This window comes from Salinadaptatus halalkaliphilus, assembly GCF_006543045.1.
Classification (GTDB): domain Archaea; phylum Halobacteriota; class Halobacteria; order Halobacteriales; family Natrialbaceae; genus Salinadaptatus; species Salinadaptatus halalkaliphilus.
The window spans coordinates 39364-57523 of record NZ_RBZW01000044.1 but is presented as its reverse complement, the minus strand read 5'-3'; the positions used below and the strand labels follow the sequence as shown (position 1 = coordinate 57523).

The following is an 18160-nucleotide window of genomic DNA, read 5'->3' as shown; positions in this document are numbered from 1 at the left end:
CGTTCGATTCGATGAAAACGCTCGGTCTCGAACGGACTCTCTCAGTAGTTCGAGTTCGCTTTGACATCGTCAAACCGCTGCTCGAGTTCGTTCATCCCCCACTCGTAGACATCCTCGGGGTCTTCCTCCTCGGCGATGAGTCGATTGGTCATCTGGGAATCGATGTCGAACGACAGCAAGCCGAGCGTCTCCGGCGTCGTCGGACTCTCCGGATCCGATACCTGCGGGGCGATCTCCTCGAGGAGATACTCGTTGCGCTCGAGGAAGTAGCCGTCGTCGACCTGGAAGATGTCGGCACTGCGGTACTCCTCGTGCTCGAGGATGGATTCGTACGGCGGCAGGAATCGCATGGGCTCCATCAGGCTAACCTCGATGTGGCGTTCGGGCCCGTACATATACCGGTTGAAGTCTTTGGCCCCTTCGGTGTGGGTCGCGCCCTCGAGTACCGCCGCACCGGTCATTACGACGAAGCCACGACCGTCCGGATCGACGCCATCCCGGCGGGGGACGACTTCCTGTTTCGTGTTGAGCGCGACCTCTTCTGCACCGGCGGCGTATGCCGCCGAGCAGACCCACGCGTTGAGCATGATACACTGGCCGATGCGACCGCTGGCCCAGTACTCGATCGTCGTCCCGTAATCCAGACTCGTCGGATCCGGCGAGTACTGGGCGAGCTCCTGGAGTAAGTCGAAGACGGCCAGCACGTCGTCTTCCTCGTACACTAACTCGACCTCGTCGTCGTCACCCCACTCGAATCGATCGCCGCCAGCGTTTGCGAGCCAACACGAAAAGTCGGCGTCGGGCTTACCTGCGGGACCTGCTGGCAGTCCGAACCCGCGTACCTCGTTGTCCATCTCGTCGATCGCACGAGCGTTCTCGAGGAGGTCGTCCCACGTTTCCGGAACCTCGAGTCCCAACTCGTCGTAGAGGTCCTCGCGGTACTGTAGGCACCCGATGTAGGGACCGTGCGGGATGCTCAGAATTTGCCCGTCGACCGGCTCGAGGAGGTAGCGAAACACCGGCTCGCCCCACTCATCCTCGAGGTCGGCGAGCACGTCGCCGACTTCGGCGAGCTGTCCTTGATTGACCAGATCGCCGATTTCGGGAAGGCTCGCGTGGAAAATGCCGGGCGGATCCTGCGCCTGCATCAGCGTCGCCAGTCGCTGTCGGCCGACCTCGTCGAGTCCGGTGTACTCGTGGTCGACGGGGAGGCCGTACTCCTCCTCGTAGCCTGGGATGAGTTCGTTATCCCAGTATTCTTGCCACTCGTCGCTCGAGAGGTCGGTGAGTATGTGAAGTGCATCGTCGTCGTCGTCGGACCCACCGCCGAAACAACCGGCGAGGACGCTCGCACCTCCAGCACCGATCCCTCCGAGTGTTTCCCGGCGAGTAATGCCATCAAATGACATACGATAACAGATAACACAATACGTGATAAAGGTGTTGTCTCGCTGTCTCCGTAGCGGTTCGGGCGGTTTGCTGTACCGATTTATCGCTGCCATCGTGACTCGTCTGCGGTCGCGCCGATAACACGATACAGCAGACCGTCTCATACGGACCGTTGTAGTTCTTTACCGGCGATCACCCGGACGGGGTCGGTGATCACTGGTAAAACGCTACAACAATCCGTATCAGTAGGAGCGAGGGAGTCCGAGGTGATGTTCCGCGATGTGGTTTTTCGCCATCTCGTTCGAGACCGGGACGGTCTGTGTCAGCCTGGAGTTCTGCCAGATCTGGTAGACCTCGTACTCTTTCGTAAAGCCGTTCCCGCCGTGGGTCTGGATCGCTCGAGACGCCGCCTCGGTACTGAACTCGCTCGTCAGCAGTTTTGCGGCGTTGGTCTCCATGCTGCAGTCCGCGCCGGCGTCCCACTTCGAGGCCGCGCTGTAGGTAATTTCTCGAGCGGCCAGCAGTTTGGCGTAGGACTCGGCGAGGGGGTGTTGGATCGACTGGTGAGAGCCGATCGGCTGTCCGAAGACGTCTCGGTCGTTCGCGTACTCGACGGCGAGGTCGATTGCTCGCAGTCCGCCGCCGAGCGCGCTGGCCGCGCCAGCGATGCGTTCGGTGTTGAGGGTATCGAACATGAGTTTGAACCCGTGGTCGACCGCCCCGAGAACGTCGTCCTCGTGAACGCGGAGGCCGTCGATACTGACCTGATACTGGTGTTCGAACCACGGCACCGCGGTATCGAGCGTCGACAGCGAGACGGCGTCGCGTTCGGCCGGATCCGAGATCAAAAAGAGCGTGCCGCCGTGGACTGGGTTCGACGGATCGAACGGCGACGTTCGAGCGACGAGCAACATCTCGTCCGCGGTTTCGACGCTGCTGATGAACGTCTTCTCGCCGTGGATCACGAACTCGTCGCCGTCCCTCTCGGCCGTCGTCTCGATCGAGAGCGTGTTCGTCCCCGCGTTCGCCTCCGTCAGCCCCATACAGAACTTCATGTCGCCGTCGACGATCTGGGGTAGATACGTCGATTGCTGCTCGTCCGTGCCGTGACGTTGGATGCTAATGCCGCCGAAGACCGGCGTCAGAATGAAGATGATGCCACCCTGGCCGCCGCCGCGGGCCAACTCTTCGATAACGATGGCCATCTCGTGCATGCCCATCCCCTCGCCGCCGTAGGCCTCGTCGATGGCGACGCCGAGCCAGCCGTTATCGGCGAGTGCCTCCCAGTACTCCTCGGGGAAGCGTTTCTCTTCGACGTGCTCGCGCCAGTAGTTCGAATCGAAGTCGGCAGCGAGGTCCTGTACCGAATCGCGGATCAGTTCGTGGATGTCCGTCTCGGGCGTCTGCATGTTGGTTACTCGTCAGGATCCGTAATAAAACAACCCGATAATACTCCGTCTGCACGGGCGAATGTAACGCCGATCGATGGTCGACAATGGCTAGTTCGGCGGTGCAGTTCCGAACGATGAACCGCTCCGCTCGTGTGTTTGCCGTCCGATCGCTACGATCGACTCACAGCGATTTAACTTCGTTAAACCGTTCCTCGAGTTCGTCCTGTATCGGCAGGATCTCGTCCCAGTCGAACCAGACGACCTCGTCGGGATCGTCGACGTAATCGTAGCGGCCGGTAATCTCGTCGGGCGGATCCTCGAGCTGGACCGGGTATCTATGCCCGAGTGACAGGCTGACGGCGTTTTCTCGTTCGTAGAGGAAGTTGAGCAGATCGTACACCTCGTCTTTCATATCGCTTGCCTCGACGACGGCGAAACCGGTCGCGTAGGTGAGACACCCCTCTTCGGGGATGACGTACCCGACGGGATGGTCGTCCTGCATGAGCGTCTCCGTTCGACCGCCCCATCCCTCCACGAGGTACGCTTGCTCTTCCCGGAGCAACCGCATCCACTCGTCGCCGGCCGCCCAGTACGTGAAGACGTTCTCGTGTAACGCCTCCATTTCGTCGAATACGTCCTCGAACAGCGCGTCGTCGTTCACTGCTTGGGCCGGGTCGAGGTCGAGTTGGGCACACGTGTTCGCAAACCTCGCGATCGCGTTGTCGTGGAGGGTGAGGACATCTTCATGATCCGGGTCCTTGATGTCCTCCCACGATGTCGGGTCCGCGTGCTCGGTGTTGTACGCGATCCCCTGGGAGTTATTGTAGTAGAACGTCCCGTAATCGTGACCCTGGAGGAACGGCGCGTCCTGCCAGTCGTCCTTGATATTGTCGTAGTTCGGAATCTCGCCGTAATCGATCTCGGTGAACAGTTCTTCGTCGTACAACAGCCCGTGCTGGGCGAACGCCGCCTGATTCGGGTTCGTGAAGTCGAACTCGTCGGGATTCTCCGCGATAAGCTCGAGCATTTCCGTGTCGTCTGCGACTTCTTGGTGCGTGACATCGATACCGGATTCGTCCGACCACTCCGCCATTACCTCGCGTTCGGCGTCGTGGGTGGCACCACCGCGACTGATGTACGAGATCGAGTCGTCGCCGCTACCCACGCAACCGGTTACTGCGATAGCGCCGCCGACGGCGCCGGTGTGTAACACCTGCCGCCGCGTTACTGACTGATGGTTGTCACCAACACTCATGACATTGTCACACAATGAGTTAGTATATAAAACTAGGTTCGACGATCACGGCGGACGGACAGTCTCTCCCTCCCAATCAGCTATCGGTGCCTTCAGCAGCGCGCGATTCCAGTCGCGTCCGCGAGCGCTCACACCGAGCGTCTCGAGCTACTGCGCTTTGAGTTCGTTGAACCGTTGCTCGATACGCTCCAGTTCCGGATAGATCTGATCCCAGTCGAACCAGAGCACGTCGTCGGGATGATCGGTGTAGTCCTGCCGGTTGGTGATCTCCTCGGGTGGATCCTCGAGTTGGACCGGATAGCCGTGGCCAAGCGTGAGTTCGACCGCGTTCTCGCGTTCGTAGAAGTAGTTTAGCAGGTCGTAGACCTCGTCTTTCATGTCGCTTTCCTCGACGATGGCAAAGCCAGTCGAGTAGGTGAGACAGCCTTCGTCGGGGATAACGTACTCCATGGGGAGCCCGTCGTCCTGTAGATTCTCGGTCCGACCACCCCATCCTTCGACGGCGTAGGTCTGTTCCTCGCGGAGCAGCCGCATCCACTCGTCGCCGGCCGCCCAGTAGGTGACGACGTTGGGATGGAACTCCTCCATTTCCTCGAACACCTCGTCGAACAATTCATCGTCGTGTACGGCCTCGGCGGGATCGATATCGGCCATCGCACAGGTGTTGGCGAATCGTGACACGGCGTTGTCATGTAAGGAAATGACGTCCTCGTACTCCTCGTCTTTCAACTCCTCCCAGGTGGTCGGTTCGACGTGTTCGGTGTTGTACGCGATCCCCTGGGAGTTGTTGTAATAAAACGTCCCGTAGTCGTGGCCCTGGAGAAACGGGGCGTCCTGCCAGGAGTCTTTGATGTTGTCGTAGTTCGGAATCTCGCCGTAATCGATCTCGGCGAACAACTCTTCGTCATGGAACACCCGATGCTGCGAGAAGGCTGCAGGGACGAGGTTCGTAAAGTCGAACTCCTCGGGATTCTCCGCGATGAGTTCGAGCATCTCGGTATCGTCCGCGGCCTCCTGGTGGGTGACCTCGATGCCGCTTTCCTCGGACCACTGTTCCATGACGTCTCGCTCTGCCTCCTGGGTGATACCACCCCTGCTGATGTATCCGAGCGTTTGATCCGTTCCACCCAGACATCCCGTGATGGCGATACCACTGGCTACGACACCGGTCTGGAGCAGCCGTCGACGACTGACTGCTCGCGTGTTGCTAACAGTACGCATCCGTGGCTGTATCTGACTCCCACCACATATAAACCTACCCACATTTCGTGGGGACCTTCGCTCAACGAGTTCCTATCATACAACCGTGAAAACCCAACGACGATTGTCGTTACAACCAGTCAATAGGTTTTTGTCGACGGCAGTGGTGGGTCGCGTTGCATGGTATCAAATGACAGTTCCGGCCGTAGATCGTCGACTAGCGGAGTAACACACGACGTACGAGGGGAGACGCGATGATCGACCTCGAGGAGACGTTCGTCTACGACGCCATTACGCACGCGTACAATATGGCACCCTCGAACTACCGCAACGAACAACACGCCGAGGGGATCACGGAGATGCTCTACGGAAACGTCGACGGCATCATGCCCGACGAGTACTGCCTCGAGCCCGAGGCGTTCGTTCGCGATTGGGGCGTCGAGGAGACTGCGAACATGCTGTTTCGGGAGAGCTACACGGATATGTCGACGTTCCATCCCGTCCCGATGTACGCGTTTCACGACGGACTGGTCGCCAACGAGAAGGCCGACGCGGTCGTCGACCGTTGGCCTGACCGGTTCCGATCGTACGCCGCCGTCGACCCGCTCCGAGACGGGTGGGAGGAAACGTTAGAAGAACAAGTCGAGGCGTTTGATCCGATCGGGGTCAAACTTTATCCTTCTCACTGGAGCGCGGACCATCACGAGGGGTGGAGCATGGGCGATCCTGACGTGGCGTTTCCGGTGTTCGAAAAAGCGATCGACCTCGGTATCGACCTCATCGACATCCACAAAGCGATTCCGTTCGGCCCGGTACCCCGTGGGCCGTACCACCCGCGTGACGTCGATGTTGCCGCCGAGAGTTTTCCGGACCTCACCTTCAGTATCGTCCACGGCGGGTTCGCGTTCACCGAGGAGACCGCCTGGCAGCTCGCGCGGTTCCCGAACGTTTACGTCAACTTAGAGGGCGTGCCGCCGATCCTGCTGGGCAACGAGCGCCGGTTCGCCGAAATACTGGCCGAACTGATCAGTTTGCTCGGCGAGGACGGCATGGATCGGCTGTTCTGGAGTTCGGGCGCGATGTCGGTCCACCCGAAACCGCAACTCGAGGCGTTTCGCGACTTCGAGTTTCCGGACGATATACGGAAGCAGACGAGCGCGATGGGCGAACTGCCACAGATCACCGACGAGCACAAACGGAAGATACTCGGCGAGAACTACGCCGACCTCATCGGGCTGGATATCGACGACGCACAGTCGAAAATTGCCGACGACGAGTTCGCCACGCACCGGGCCGAGGACGGACTCGCCGACCCCTACTCGACGACGGACGCCACCGAGGAGGTGGCCTGATGGACGACGCCCGCGTTCGCGAGCGACTCGACGAGATCGTCGACCCCTGTAGCGCGGCCAACGGAACCGACCTCAGCATCGTGTCGATGGGGTTGATCGACGAGATCGATATCGACGACGGCCACGTCACCGTCTCGATGCACCTGACGACGCCGTTTTGCATGCAGATTCCGTTCTTCATCGACGAGGTCGAAGACCGCGTCGGATCCCTCGAGGGCGTCGATACCGTCACGCTCGAGACCGATTCGGGAGTCGAGTGGCACCAGGACATGATGTCCGAGGAGGCACGTCGGAAGCGCGAACAACGAAAACAGTCCCGGGCGAATCGGTATCGCGAACGTGAAGCTAGCGGTGAACGCACCCCGAGCGACGACTGATATCACGTCCGGCACGACCGCGACCGTCCTGTCGTGCCGGAATATCGGTACAGCGGCCCGACGAGCGAGCGGGTCGCAACCACTCCTCGGCCATTCGAGGGCCCCTATCGTGTTAACCGAAATATCTATGTCGGAACGTGTGTTTGCACATCCCATGCAAGGGCTAACCCTTAGCTGGCTTGCCGAGCGGAACGCATACAAGTTCCCCGAGAAGGAGGCGATCGTCATGACGCCCGTCGAAGGGGGTCGAACGGCGATCACGAACGCCACGTTCGACGAGCGGATCAATCAGGTTGCCAACGGGTTACGAAAGCGTGGCATCGACCGCGGCGACAAAGTCGCCGTCTACACGACCAACTCGATTCCGACCCTCGAGATGTATCTCGGGGCCATGCGAATCGGCGCGTTGCCGGTGCCGGTCAACCACCGATTCAAAGCCGACGAGGTTCGATACGTCCTCGAGGATTCCGACGCAGAACTCCTCTTGTTCGATGACCAAGCTGCGGACATCGTCGACGAGATCCACGACGAACCGACGACGCCGGACGAGATGCTATTCTACGGAACGGACCGACCGGCGTACGCCGACGACTACGTCGATTTCCGCGAGCAGTCCGCGACGAGCGCCGTCGAGATCGTCTCCTCGCGGGTTGACGAGGCGATGTTGATGTACACGTCGGGGACGACCGGCGATCCGAAGGGCTGTCTGCTCACCCACGACAACGTCATCCAGATGTCGGTCAACGGGATCGTCGAGAAGGCCTTCGAGGGACGCGACGTCGACGTCGACGGACGGGGGATGATCGTCACACCGCTGTTTCACATCTCCGCGTTCGGGATGTTCATCAACAACTACTACGCGGGCGCGACGACCGTCCTGATGGACGGGTTCGAACCGAACCGGGTCATGAGCGTGCTCGAGGACGAAGCGGTAACCGCCGGTTTCTTCGTCCCGACGATGGCTCGAGCCCTCCTCGCGGTCGAGGACTTCGAGGAGTACGACCTCTCGGCGTTCGAGGAGTTCGGCATCGGTGCTGCGCCGTCCGGGAAAGAACTCAAAGCGACGATTTCGGCGGCGTTCGACGCCGAACTACAGGAAGCCTTCGGGCAAACCGAGATGTCGCCGGTGACGACACTGCTCCAGCCCAGCCAGGCGCTCGACCACGCCGACACCGTCGGCAAGCCAGTCATCAACGTGTTGTTCAAGGTCATCGATCCGGACACCCACGAGGAGGTCGAACCCGGCGAAATCGGTCAGGTCTGCTATCGCGGCCCGACGATGTTCAACGGCTACTACGGGATGCCCGAGAAGACCGACGAGGTCTTCGACGAGGACGGTTTCTTCATCTCGGGCGATCTGGTCCGCCAGGACGAAGACGGGTTCGTCGAGTTCATCGGTCGTGCCGACAACATGATCATCACCGGCGGAGAGAACGTCTACCCGGCCGAAATCGAGGAGACCCTCCACGAGCATCCGGCCGTCGACGAGGTCGCGATCGTCGGCGCACCCGACGACACCTGGGGTGAACGCATCAAGGCGGCGATCGTCCCACAGGACGGACAGGAGCCATCGGCCGAGGAGTTACAGACGTACGTCGGTGAGCGACTCGCGGACTACAAGAAACCACGGGAGTTCGTCTTCCTCGAGTCGTTGCCACGGAATCCGACCGGAAAAGTCCTCAAACAGCCCCTCGAGGACGAAGCCGGCGAGATGGTCGGCTGGGAGTCATAGCTCCGATAGTTCTGACGAGCTTAGGTTTCAACGCCGTACTGTTTTGCGATCGTGTTGAGCTGGATTTCGTCGGTCCCTTCGACGATCCGTTGAATGCGTGCCCCGTGGAGGTGGTCCATGTAGGGGTTCTCTTCGGCGAGTCCGTTCGCGCCGTGAATCTGGACGACGTCGTCGGCGATCTCCCAGACGGTGTTGGTCGCGAACCACTTGAGAATCGACGACTCGGCGATCGCCTGGTCGCCTTGATCGAGCAACCACGCGCACTTGAGGCCGACGGTGTCGGCGGCGAACGCGTTTGCCCGGCCGCGAGCGATCTTGTGGGAGACGCCTTGGTACTTGCCGATATTGTTGCCGAAGGCGTCCCGGCTGTTGGCGTACTCCGTCGCCTTGTCGAGCAGCCACTCGGCGTGGCCGACCGCCGTCGCGCCGATCTCGACCCGGCCGAGACCCAGGAACGACATCGCCTCGTAGAAGGCGGCGTCGACGGTCCCGAGCACGCGATCCTCGGAGAGTCGAACGTCGTCGAAGTGGACTTCGGCCTGGACACCCTCCGCGCCGACGGCGTTGTTCAGCGACCCGATCTCGTACTCGTCGGGTTCGACGATGAAACACGTGATACCGCCGTGTCTGCCGGCGTCCTCCTGTGGCGTCGTTCGGGCAAACACCTGGATGAAGTCCGCGTAGGGGGCGTTCGTGATCCACTGTTTCTGGCCGTTGAGCACCCACTCGTCTCCGTCTTTGTCGGCGTGGGTCTCCATGTTCGGCGAGTCCGATCCGACGGCTGGCTCGGTCTGACCGAACGCCGTCGACTTCTCGCCGCGTACTGCCGGCTCGAGGTACTTTTCGACCTGTTCGCCCTCCGCCTGTGCAAGGAGCGGCTTCGGCCCTTCGGGCCCGGCGAGGACGTTCGTCGCCAGTGGGACGTCGGACTTTGCGACGTGTTTGTTGGCCCGATACCAGGTGATCATCGAGACGTCCTGTCCGCCGGCCTCCTCGGGCAGGTTCATCGCGTAGAATCCCGCTTCCGCACTCTTTCGCCGCACCTCCTGTTGGGCCTCGAGGACCTCGTCGGTGAGTCGTCCGTTCGGTTCGTGGCCGAGTCGTGGATTCGTCAACGTCTCGCCAAGATCGTCGGCGATCGGTTTCACTTCTTGTTCGATGAACTCGTCGATACTCTGTAAGATGAGCTCCGTTTCCTGATCGACGCCGAAAGAGACGCCTGGATTACCGTCTACTGATTGCGCCATTACCAGCTACAACGTTGTCGAAATACCCATATAAAGATCACTGGTTCGTGTAATTTCGTTGTCGCCTCGTGGTTACCTGACACGGACTGCTGTACGTCGGTACCGGAGCGAGGCGAGCGATTCGGGATCTCGAGGGCGTTAGGGCGCGAGGGCGGTCATCGTCTCGTGAATCTCGTCCGTCGTCGCGCCACGTGGGAACGAGATATACACGGCGTCGACGGCATCGATGGCCTCGTATTGTTCGACCTGTGTGCGAGCCTGTTCGGGTGTGCCGGCAGCCCCCATCTGTTCGCGAAGCTCCGATTTGACGAGGTCGATCGCGTGTTCGCGTTCGTCTTCCTGCCAGGCGTCGTAGATTTCGTTCGCGAGATCGTCGTAGCCCTGGCGGACGAGGTTATCTCGGTAGTAGGTTCCCATACCGCCGATATAGAAGGCGATGTGTTGGGCGACGAGGTCGTTGGCCCGCTGTTCGTCCTCGAGCGCACAGCAGCTGACCGAGAGGGTGACGCGAAGGTCGTCGATGTCGCGGTCGCCGAGTTCGGCGCCGCGTTCGAGGTCCTCGAGTCGCTCGGCGATGCCGTCTTTGGTGTAGTTGACGGCGTGCCAGCCGTCGGCGAAGCGACCGACCAGTTCGACCATCTTCGGACCGAGCGCCGCAGCGTCGACCGGCGGCGCCGGGTCGGGCGCGCCACACCGCAGTTTGAATCCGTCGAGGTCGAAGTACTCGCCGTCGTACTGGACGGGCTCGCCGTCCAGGACCTGTTTGACGATGTCGATCGTTTCTCGCGTTCGCCGAAGTGGGTTCCCGAACTCCATGCCGTGCCAGTTCTCGATGACGATCGGTCCGCTCGGCCCGACCCCGAGGCGGAATCGGCCGTCGGTCGCTTCCTGTAACGTCGCTGCGGTCTGGCCAAGCAACGCTGGCGAGCGCGAGTAGACGTTGACGATGCTCGTCCCGAGCCCGATCTCGTCGGTTCGTTCTGCGGCCGTGGTGATCGCCGTCACGGCGTCTCGGCCCCACGATTCCGGGAACCACGCCCGGTCGTAGCCGAGTTCCTCCGCGGTGATCGCCTGTTCGACGAGCGCATCCAGGGTCGGTTGTGCGCCGACTGGCAGAAAGACGTCTCGTTCTGTCATACGACAGTACAGTTGCAGACGCTCCTCATAAAACTATACCCGCGTCACTCGCCGATTCAGTCTCCCGTGTCACTCACCGACATTGTTATGTATTGCCACGACGACGTAAGCTCTGTATGCAAGACTCGTTAGCCACGACGATAGTCGAGTTCGACGAAGACACCGGCGTTGGACGCATCACGCTGAACCGGCCCGACGCGCTCAACGCGTTGAGCGGACAACTACGCGACGACATCGTCGAGAGCCTCCGGCTGCTCGAGGACCACAACGACGACGACGAGATCGCGCTTCGAGCGGTTGTCCTCGAGGGTGCGGAAGGCAACTTCTGTGCCGGCGCCGACATCACCGAGTTCGAGGATTCCGCCGCTGGAGCCAGCGCCGCACGAACACACTTCGAGTTCATCTCGCAGTTCCCGGTGCCGGTCATCGCGAAGATCGAGGGCTACTGTCTCGGCGGCGGCCTCGAGACGGCGATGGCCTGCGACATCCGATTTGCGGACGCGGATGCACGTCTCGGTCTTCCCGAAGTCGATCTGGGACTTATTCCGGGCGCCGGCGGCGTCCAGTACATCTCGAACCTGTCCAACCCTGCAGCGGCCAGCGAGATCGCTATGACCGGCGATCACATCAGTGCCGCCCGCGCGGACGAGCTCGGACTCGTCAACCGCGTTCCCGACGACCTCGAGGCGACGACCCAGGAGTTCGCCGAGACGATCGCGTCGAAGCCACCGCTCGCGATCCAGGCGATCAAAGACTCCGCGCAGACCGCTGCCCAGACCACGCTCGAGGAGGGAATCGCCTACGACAACAAACTGTTCGAGCCGCTGCTAGCGACTGAGGATCACAAAGAAGGCGCTCGCGCGTTCGCCGAAGACGACTACGAGCCAGAGTTCAACGGCCGCTGACCCAACGCCACTGACCTGGATTGTCGAATCGTCCCCAAACCCTATGTTGAAGTACGGGAACGTGTATGCTACACTATGCAACTCGACGGAGTACGCATACTCGACCTTACACGCTTGCTTCCGGGCCCGTACGCGACGCAACTGCTCGCCGACTCCGGTGCGGAAGTGATCAAAGTCGAAGACACGGGTGCCGGTGATTACGCTCGACACGGCCAACCCCGCTCCGAGCGGGACGTCGGCGCCGTCTTCGAAATGGTCAATCGAGGGAAAAAGAGCGTCTCGATCGACCTCAAATCCGACGACGGGACCGAGGCCTTCTACCGGCTCGTCGAATCGGCGGACGTCGTCTTCGAACAGTTCAGGCCCGGCGTCGTCGATCGACTCGGGATCGATTACGAGACGCTTCGGTCGTACAACGACGAGTTGATCTACTGTTCGCTAACGGGGTACGGTCAGGAGGGACCGTGGGCCGATCGCGCGGGCCACGACCTGAACTACATCGGCCTGGCCGGCTTACTCGACATGACACGGGAGTCGCCCGAGGACAAGCCACAGATGCCCGGCTACCCGATCGGCGACATGGGTGGGGGACTGTTCTCCGCGTTCGCGATCACCGAAGCGCTGCTGTCGCGCGAACTCGGCAACACCGGCGGCGAGTACATCGATGTCGCGATGAGCGACGTCGTCGCCTCGTTCTCGCAGTCGGTGGCCTATCAAGCCCTCACCGGCGACCCCGCCGAACCGCGGCCCGGCCAGACCGCGCTGTCGGGTACCTTCCCCTGGTACGACAGCTACGAGACGGCCGACGGCGAGTGGATCACCCTCGCCGCCCTCGAGCCGAAGTTCTGGCGCGCGTTCTGCGAGGCCGTCGGCAAAGACCACCTCGTCGACGCCCACGAGGACCACGATCCGGAGACGTTCGCGGCCGTGACCGAGGAACTCGAGGGGCTGTTCCAAGAGCGAACCCGCGAGGAGTGGGAAGACGCACTCGGCGATGTCGATGCTGCCTTCGGCGGCGTCTACAGCCCCGCGGAGATGGTCGACCATCCACAGCTCAACGCCCGTGACATGGTCGAACGACCCGACGACGCGCCGGCCCGGATCGGCTTTCCCGCTCGCTCGAGTGAAGCACCTTCGAGTACGGGCGAAGATCTCCCTGCTCAGGGCGAACACACCGACTCGTTGCTCTCGTCGGTCGGCTACACCGAGGCGGAACTCGAGGCGCTTCGGGACGGGGACGCGATCCGGTGACGACGCCACCGGATCGCCGAGACCGCCGCGCGTAGCGCGCGGCGGCCGGAGCGAGAACGAATCGTCGCGGACGGATTACCCGCTGCGGATTTCGTCGAACGCCTGTGCGATCTCCTCTTGATGTGGTAACACGACGTCCCAGTCGATCCAGGTGAGATCGTCCGGGTGTTCCGTGTAATCGGGTAGCTCGGTAATCCCGTCCGGTGGATCTTCGATCGGAATCGGATAATCGATATTCGTCGAGAGCTCTATCAGGTTCTCCCGTTCGTAGAGCCAGTTGAGAAGGTCGTGAGCGATGTCCTGATTCTCGCTATCTGCGGGAATCGCGTACCCTTCACTGTGGGTGACGGCGCCTTCGTCGGGAATGAAGTACTCGATCGGATGGCCATCCGCCTGCAGGGAGAGGACGCGACCGCCCCATGCCGAGGAGATGAGCGCTTGCTCCTCGCGCAGGAATTGCATGTGTTGATCGCCCGATGCCCAGTACTGGAAAATGTTCTCGTGTTGGTCCTCGGCTTTCTCGACGATCGCGTCGAAGACGTCGTCATCGCCAATCTCGTTGATATCCTCGCCCGCGGCGGCCGCGGCGTTGGCAAAGCGCGCGTCCGGCCCCGCGAACAGCGAAATCTGGCCGTCGTACTCCTCCCGTTCGATCTCGTCCCAGGAATCGAACTCGTCGACGAGTTCAGTGTTGTACGCGAGCCCCTGCGTCGAAATGTATCGATAGACGCCGTCCTCGTGATCCTCGAGAAACGGCGCGTCGTGCCACGGATCGTCGAGGTTGTCGTAGTTCGGTATCTCGCCGTAGTCGAGATCAGCGAGAACGTCGGCATCGCGAAATTGGGCGAACCCGTTCGGCGAGGGGTTACAGAGGTCGATCTCGCCCGGATTCCCCTCGAGAACGCTGAGCATCTCCGTGTCGTCCGCGACTTCCATATGCTGTACGTCGACGCTGTTTGCTTCCTCCCACTCTTCCAGAACGTCTCTGAACGCGTCCTGGGTCGCACCGCCGCGGCCCATGTACTGTATCGTGTCCTCGCCCCCGCCAACACAGCCAGCAATTGCGACGCCGGTTACGACGGCGCCGGACTGAAGGAGCCGACGACGTGTAACTCTACCTGTGGTATGCTTACCCATAACATCTATACAATCAGAGCGCTCCATAATAGGAGTTGTGCTCGAGTAACTGACTGGCGTTGCGAAGATAAAACCGAAATTCGACGATAGTCTTCAGAACGAGAAGAGGTCGACGCCGCCGGTTACGCCGATTACCTGGCCGGTGACGTAGGAAGCCTGTTCGGAACTGAGGTAGGTGATCATGTCGGCGACATCCTCTTCGCTGCCCAGCGCACGCATCGGCGTCGCTTCGGCAATTCGTGCGAAATAGGGGTCGACGTTCTCCCGCAGTTCGTCGGGGCTCATGCCCGACCACTCCCCGACGACGATGTTCGGCGCGATGATGTTCGAGGTGACGCCCGCCTGGGCACCCTCGAGGGCCATCGTCTTGCCGACGCCCATCATCGCTGCTTTCGTCGCCGAATAGGAGAACTGCCCGAAGCCGCCCTGCCAGCCGGCCATCGAGGACATGTTGATCACGCGACCCCAGCCACGCTCACACATATTCGGGAAGACTTCCTTGCTGATGTTGTACGTACCCGTGAGGTTGATCTCGACGTCGCGGTCCCAGACGTCGTCCTCGAAGTTGGCGATGCGGTTTCTCGCATCGACCATCGCGGCGTTGTTGACGAGGATGTCGACGCCGCCGAACTCGTCTCGAACCGCGTCCATCGACTCGCTCACCTCGGCTCGATCGGTGAGGTCACACTCCACTGCCAAGGCGTCGCCGCCGCCGGCAGTTTCGTTAATTTCCTCGGCTACTTCCTGAGCGCCGTCGACGTCGACGTCTAACGGCACGACGTTGACGCCTTCTGCAGCGAGTTTGCGACAGTCTTCACCGCCAATACGTCCACCGCCACCAGTAACGACTGCAGTCCTATCGGCAATACCTAAGTCCATGCGTTTCGTGAGTTACTGTCTACCATAATAACAGTTCCCCTTCAGGAAAGCGGCGACTGTCGGACTCGTCGCCGCAGCAATTTCCCCGAACTACGTTCCAAGGGAATGTTTAACATGGGGTTGGACCTCTACGAACGTACGGATGATCGACGATAGCCACATCGAGCCGCGACTGGACGCTTACCGGTTTTACCGCGAGGCGTGGGACGGGTACGATGACTTATGCGAGTCCTTCGAGTGGGAGATTCCGGACGCGTTCAACATGGCGACGTACCTCTGTGAACGGTGGGCCACCGGTGAGGATCGCACTGCCCTCTTCGCCGTCGAGGCCGATGGTGGGGACACACACTACAGCTTCGATCAACTCGACGCGTACGCCAACCAGCTCGCGAACGCCCTGACAGACCGCGGGATCGAACGCGGCGACCGCATCGCCGTCAGCGGGACCCAGCGTGTCGAGATGCTCGTCACCCACGTCGCAGCGTGGAAACTCGGCGCCGTCTCGGTCCCGTTGAGCGCTCTCCTCGGTCCGGACGCGATGCAGTTTCGCCTCGAGGACAGCGAGACGACGGCGTTCGTCGCCCACGACGACAGCCTCGAGGCGCTCCGTCCCGTCGCCGCCGACCTCGAGGCGCTCGAGACGACCCTCGTCGTCGGCGAGGAGTCACCGACGGAGAGCGAGACCGCGTTCTGGGACGCTCTCGAGGGCCAGTCCTCGACGTTCGAGAGCGTCTCGACGGCGGCGGAAGATCCAGCGATGATGATCTACACGAGCGGAACCACCGGGAATCCGAAGGGCGTGCTCCACGCCCATCGCAGCATGCTCGGCGCACTGCCAGCGGTGTTGATGGGACAATACAATCTCGAGGTTCGCGCGGACGAGGTCAACCGCACGGTCGTCGAGTGGTCCTGGATCGGCTCGCTGTATCTCAGTCTGTTCCCGGCGCTGTACTTCGGCACGCCGACGGTCATCGACGCCGACGGCGAGTTCGATCCGGAACGGGAGTTCGAATTGATCGAGCGATACGAGGTGACCTCGACCGGGGGCCCCGCGACCGCGCTCCGAATGCTGATCCAGGCCGACAGCGCGGACCGGTACGATCTCTCGAGCGTCCGGGTCATCGTCCAGGGTGGCGAAGCTCTCGATCGGGACACCGCCACGCAGTTGACAGATGTCTTCGAAAACGCCGTCATCCACGAGGTGTATGGCCAGACCGAAGCGCTGCAGTTCGTCGCCGACTGTACGGCACTCGGCGTCAACCACGAGTTCGGCAAGATGGGCAAAGTCGCGCCCGGCCACACCGTTCGGATTCAGGACCCTGACACTGGCGAGCCCCTCGAGCCGGGCGAGGTCGGCGAAATCGCCCTCGAGTACGAGGACAATCCGATGTGTTTCCAGGAGTACTGGAAGCGACCCGAGGCCACCGCCGAGAAGGTCCAGGACGGCTGGCTCCGAACCGAGGACCTCGGCGTGCGCTCCGAGGACGGCTATCTCTCCTTCCGAAGTCGGACCGACGACGTCATCATCAGCTCCGGCTACAAGATCGGGCCGACGGAGATCGAAGAGAGTCTCGCCGAGCACGAGGCAGTCGCGTCCTCGGGCGTCATCGGCGTCCCCCACGAAACGAGAGGCGAGATCCCGAAGGCGTTCGTCGTGCTCCGAGACGACAGCGACGCCTCCGACTCGATGAAAGAAACGTTACAGGAGCACGTCCGCTCGAACCTGGCGAAGTACCAGTATCCCCGGGCGATCGAGTTCGTCGACGAACTGCCGAAGACGACGACCGGCAAGGTTCGACGCCTCGACCTCCGCAAGCGCGAGGGACTGGAGCCGTTCTGATCGGCCTCGACGACGAGTACTTATATACCCCGCTCGCAAACGACAGTTCATGGCGGATGTGGATCGAACGGCTGCGAGTGGGATCGAGCGACGCGTCCATCGACTGGAGTTTACCGTCGAGTGGCCGCCGGGACACGCAGCGGCGTATCTACTCGAGGCCGACGAATCGGTACTCGTCGACGCCGGGACGCCTGGCGACGATGCCAGCACGGAACTCGTCGACGGCTTCGCCGGCGTTCAGTCTGCCCCTCGAGATGTCGACCACGTCGTGCTCACCCACGCCCATAGAGATCACGTCGGCCAGCTTCGAACGCTGCTCGAGCGTGGATCGCCGACGGTGTATGCGCCCCGACAGATCGCCAACCGATACCAGCGCACGATAGACGAGGTCGCGACGGCGACCCGACGGAACCTCGTCGAGGCCGGGGTCGACGACGACGTGATCGAGACCGCAACCGAGCGCCTCGTCGGCTTCCATCGGACCGTCCGCGAGCTGGTTCCGCTTGATGCGGTCGACGTCTGGATCGACCACGGAGAATCAGTCGCCGTCGGTCCCCTCGATATCGAACCGATCCACGCGCCGGGCCACCACATTTCGCAGTACTGCTATCGCACCGAGATCGACGGCGAGCGAACGCTGTTTTCCGGTGACGTGGCGATGGAACCGTTCCGCGCCCCGGCACTGCTGGTCAACTTCGACGACGGCGTCCGCGAGTCGGTCTCGACGTTCCTCGAGACGCTTCGACGCCTCGAGTCCTCCGAGATCGACCGCGTCTATCCCGGTCACGGCCCAGTACACACCGACTACGACGACGTGATCGCACGATCGATTCGCGACCTCGAGTCCCGACTCGAGACGATCCACGAGTCGCTCTCGCCAAGCGGAACGACGGCGTTCCAGTTGGTGACCGAGCGAACCGGGCGAAAACACGACATCGAGCGACTGCTCGTCGAGACGGTCGGTATGTTGGCCCATCTCGAGGCGGACGGTCGCGTCAGTTCGACGCTCGACGGCGGCATCCGATACTATTCGCCGACGTGATCGACTCACCTCACTCGTCGCGTCTC

15 protein-coding genes are annotated in these 18160 nt (G+C 61.6%); 7 read left to right on the top strand and 8 right to left on the bottom strand.

Annotation, left to right across the window (positions count from 1 at the left end; all coding sequences use genetic code 11):
• Positions 1-41: 41 nt before the first annotated feature.
• From D8Y22_RS15035 to D8Y22_RS15020, 4 genes are all read right to left on the bottom strand, one after another.
• Entirely contained in the window at positions 42-1409 is a 1368-nt protein-coding gene (locus D8Y22_RS15035) for an ABC transporter substrate-binding protein (RefSeq protein WP_141465519.1), read from the bottom strand.
• 222 nt (positions 1410-1631) lie between these two features.
• Positions 1632-2798 (bottom strand): acyl-CoA dehydrogenase family protein, encoded by a 1167-nt coding sequence (locus D8Y22_RS15030; protein WP_141465518.1) that lies wholly within the window; start codon positions 2796-2798, stop codon positions 1632-1634.
• Positions 2799-2961: 163 nt separating this feature from the next.
• Positions 2962-4035 (bottom strand): ABC transporter substrate-binding protein, encoded by a 1074-nt coding sequence (locus tag D8Y22_RS15025; RefSeq protein WP_141465517.1) that lies wholly within the window; start codon positions 4033-4035, stop codon positions 2962-2964.
• Positions 4036-4182: 147 nt separating this feature from the next.
• Positions 4183-5256 carry an ABC transporter substrate-binding protein gene (locus D8Y22_RS15020; protein ID WP_141465516.1) on the bottom strand — a complete coding sequence of 358 codons (1074 nt, stop codon included), beginning with the start codon at positions 5254-5256 and terminating at the stop codon, positions 4183-4185.
• 233 nt (positions 5257-5489) lie between these two features.
• On the opposite strand from D8Y22_RS15020, the gene D8Y22_RS15015 reads away from it, so the two are divergent.
• The 3 genes from D8Y22_RS15015 (at position 5490) to D8Y22_RS15005 (ending at position 8696) form a co-directional block, all read left to right on the top strand.
• Positions 5490-6587 (top strand): amidohydrolase family protein, encoded by a 1098-nt coding sequence (locus D8Y22_RS15015; protein WP_141465515.1) that lies wholly within the window; start codon positions 5490-5492, stop codon positions 6585-6587.
• On the top strand, positions 6587-6964 hold the full coding sequence (locus D8Y22_RS15010; RefSeq protein WP_141465514.1) for a metal-sulfur cluster assembly factor: 378 nt from the start codon (positions 6587-6589) through the stop codon (positions 6962-6964). Before D8Y22_RS15015 ends, D8Y22_RS15010 begins: the two co-directional genes overlap by 1 nt.
• Before the next feature lie 154 nt (positions 6965-7118).
• Positions 7119-8696 (top strand): class I adenylate-forming enzyme family protein, encoded by a 1578-nt coding sequence (locus tag D8Y22_RS15005; RefSeq protein WP_141465513.1) that lies wholly within the window; start codon positions 7119-7121, stop codon positions 8694-8696.
• 20 nt (positions 8697-8716) lie between these two features.
• Here D8Y22_RS15005 and D8Y22_RS15000 read toward each other — a convergent pair whose 3' ends face one another.
• Both D8Y22_RS15000 and D8Y22_RS14995 read right to left on the bottom strand, forming a co-directional pair.
• Positions 8717-9943: an acyl-CoA dehydrogenase family protein gene (locus tag D8Y22_RS15000; protein ID WP_141465512.1), complete on the bottom strand. Its 1227-nt coding sequence runs from the start codon at positions 9941-9943 to the stop codon at positions 8717-8719.
• A 138-nt stretch (positions 9944-10081) separates the two neighbouring features.
• A complete protein-coding gene (locus D8Y22_RS14995; protein WP_141465511.1) occupies positions 10082-11080 on the bottom strand; it encodes a TIGR04024 family LLM class F420-dependent oxidoreductase in 999 nt (332 codons plus the stop codon).
• 116 nt (positions 11081-11196) lie between these two features.
• Here D8Y22_RS14995 and D8Y22_RS14990 point away from each other — a divergent pair, with 116 nt between their 5' ends.
• Positions 11197-11985, top strand: coding sequence for an enoyl-CoA hydratase/isomerase family protein (locus tag D8Y22_RS14990; protein ID WP_141465510.1), 789 nt, complete (start codon positions 11197-11199; stop codon positions 11983-11985).
• Positions 11986-12060: 75 nt separating this feature from the next.
• Positions 12061-13236: a CaiB/BaiF CoA transferase family protein gene (locus tag D8Y22_RS14985; RefSeq protein WP_141465509.1), complete on the top strand. Its 1176-nt coding sequence runs from the start codon at positions 12061-12063 to the stop codon at positions 13234-13236.
• A gap of 75 nt (positions 13237-13311) precedes the next feature.
• Here D8Y22_RS14985 and D8Y22_RS14980 read toward each other — a convergent pair whose 3' ends face one another.
• Positions 13312-14373 carry an ABC transporter substrate-binding protein gene (locus D8Y22_RS14980; RefSeq protein ID WP_246084460.1) on the bottom strand — a complete coding sequence of 354 codons (1062 nt, stop codon included), beginning with the start codon at positions 14371-14373 and terminating at the stop codon, positions 13312-13314.
• A 93-nt stretch (positions 14374-14466) separates the two neighbouring features.
• Positions 14467-15252, bottom strand: coding sequence for an SDR family NAD(P)-dependent oxidoreductase (locus tag D8Y22_RS14975; protein WP_141465508.1), 786 nt, complete (start codon positions 15250-15252; stop codon positions 14467-14469).
• Between the two features lie 142 nt (positions 15253-15394).
• Between D8Y22_RS14975 and D8Y22_RS14970 the strand changes: the two genes are divergently transcribed.
• Complete coding sequence (locus D8Y22_RS14970; RefSeq protein WP_141465507.1) at positions 15395-17092, top strand: acyl-CoA synthetase; 1698 nt, start codon at positions 15395-15397, stop codon at positions 17090-17092.
• A gap of 49 nt (positions 17093-17141) precedes the next feature.
• Positions 17142-18134, top strand: coding sequence for an MBL fold metallo-hydrolase (locus D8Y22_RS14965; protein WP_141465506.1), 993 nt, complete (start codon positions 17142-17144; stop codon positions 18132-18134).
• Positions 18135-18160 lie beyond the last annotated feature (26 nt).

What these genes read in the sequence shown, in the direction of transcription:
- D8Y22_RS15025 (WP_141465517.1), bottom strand. Translation starts at nt 4,035, where the DNA reads ATGAGTGTTGGTGACAACCATCAGTCAGTAACGCGGCGGCAGGTGTTA.
- D8Y22_RS14995 (WP_141465511.1), bottom strand. Translation starts at nt 11,080, where the DNA reads ATGACAGAACGAGACGTCTTTCTGCCAGTCGGCGCACAACCGACCCTG.
- D8Y22_RS15005 (WP_141465513.1), top strand. Translation starts at nt 7,119, where the DNA reads ATGCAAGGGCTAACCCTTAGCTGGCTTGCCGAGCGGAACGCATACAAG.
- D8Y22_RS14980 (WP_246084460.1), bottom strand. Translation starts at nt 14,373, where the DNA reads ATGGGTAAGCATACCACAGGTAGAGTTACACGTCGTCGGCTCCTTCAG.
- D8Y22_RS15000 (WP_141465512.1), bottom strand. Translation starts at nt 9,943, where the DNA reads ATGGCGCAATCAGTAGACGGTAATCCAGGCGTCTCTTTCGGCGTCGAT.
- D8Y22_RS15035 (WP_141465519.1), bottom strand. Translation starts at nt 1,409, where the DNA reads ATGTCATTTGATGGCATTACTCGCCGGGAAACACTCGGAGGGATCGGT.
- D8Y22_RS14975 (WP_141465508.1), bottom strand. Translation starts at nt 15,252, where the DNA reads ATGGACTTAGGTATTGCCGATAGGACTGCAGTCGTTACTGGTGGCGGT.
- D8Y22_RS14965 (WP_141465506.1), top strand. Translation starts at nt 17,142, where the DNA reads ATGGCGGATGTGGATCGAACGGCTGCGAGTGGGATCGAGCGACGCGTC.
- D8Y22_RS14985 (WP_141465509.1), top strand. Translation starts at nt 12,061, where the DNA reads ATGCAACTCGACGGAGTACGCATACTCGACCTTACACGCTTGCTTCCG.
- D8Y22_RS14970 (WP_141465507.1), top strand. Translation starts at nt 15,395, where the DNA reads ATGATCGACGATAGCCACATCGAGCCGCGACTGGACGCTTACCGGTTT.
- D8Y22_RS15030 (WP_141465518.1), bottom strand. Translation starts at nt 2,798, where the DNA reads ATGCAGACGCCCGAGACGGACATCCACGAACTGATCCGCGATTCGGTA.
- D8Y22_RS15015 (WP_141465515.1), top strand. Translation starts at nt 5,490, where the DNA reads ATGATCGACCTCGAGGAGACGTTCGTCTACGACGCCATTACGCACGCG.
- D8Y22_RS15020 (WP_141465516.1), bottom strand. Translation starts at nt 5,256, where the DNA reads ATGCGTACTGTTAGCAACACGCGAGCAGTCAGTCGTCGACGGCTGCTC.
- D8Y22_RS15010 (WP_141465514.1), top strand. Translation starts at nt 6,587, where the DNA reads ATGGACGACGCCCGCGTTCGCGAGCGACTCGACGAGATCGTCGACCCC.
- D8Y22_RS14990 (WP_141465510.1), top strand. Translation starts at nt 11,197, where the DNA reads ATGCAAGACTCGTTAGCCACGACGATAGTCGAGTTCGACGAAGACACC.